The 1,062-nt window shown below is 31.6% G+C and carries 1 protein-coding gene; it reads left to right on the plus strand.

The window, feature by feature from the left end; genetic code table 11:
- Positions 1 to 10: 10 nt before the first annotated feature.
- Positions 11 to 1,012: an IS30 family transposase gene (locus tag ACXAG4_RS15505; protein ID WP_475297006.1), complete on the plus strand. Its 1,002-nt coding sequence runs from the start codon at positions 11 to 13 to the stop codon at positions 1,010 to 1,012.
- Positions 1,013 to 1,062 lie beyond the last annotated feature (50 nt).

Below are 1,062 nucleotides of genomic sequence, written 5' to 3' on the forward strand. Positions count from 1 at the left end.
GATTTGTAATATGAGTTCAAAACACAGACGACTTTCACTCAAAGAAAGGATAACAATTGAGACACTTTTAAACGAAGGAAAATCCAAAGCGTACATTGCTAATAGATTAAATAGATCTCGCTCTACTATAACTAGAGAAGTTAATAAATGGGTACAAGGTCCTAGTGATAAATATCAAGCAGAATTAGCTCATTGGTACGCTAAAGATGATTATCTAAACAAAAGAAATCTAGATAAAATATCAACCTATAAAACATTAAAACATTACGTTTATAAAGGATTGCTTAAAGCTTGGACACCTGAGCAAATAAGTGGTAGAATTAAAGTTGAATATCCTAATAATGAATTGATGTCTATTTCTCACGAAGCTATTTATAGACACATTTATACAAGACCGCAGGCGTCTTTAAACAAAAAATTAATCAAGCTCCTCGTTAGAAAGAAAACAAGAAGAAGACCTATTAAAAAAGTACGTGGAAAAGGATCCAAAATCATAGGACAAGTCAGTATTGACAATAGACCAAAGCACATTGACAATAGACAAGAAATAGGACACTGGGAAGGGGATTTAATCATCGGAAAAGGACAAAAATCTGCTATCGGTACTATCGTAGAACGTAAATCCAGATACACGCTAATCGTCAAATTAAAATCTAGAAAAGCTAATGAAGTCGCTAAAATGTTCTCTAAAAAAATTAATCAACTCAACAAAAAACTAAGAAAATCTATGACCTACGATAACGGTATTGAAATGGCTAAACATCATATAATAACTCAAAAAACAGGTATGAAAATTTACTTCGCTCACCCCTATTCTTCTTGGGAAAGAGGAACCAACGAAAATACTAATGGAATCATCAGAAGAGACTTCCCTAAAGGAACAGATTTTAATCTTATAGATGAAAAACAACTACTAAAACTGCAACATAAACTAAACAATAAACCAAGGAAAATTATTGGATATAAAACACCTAAAGAAGTCTTGGAATTTGAATTAAAAAATGTAGCTTAGTATCATTAATAAATAAACACACTTTGTTGCGTTAGAACCTTGAATGTGCC

This window comes from Seonamhaeicola sp. ABD4_175, assembly GCF_056160885.1.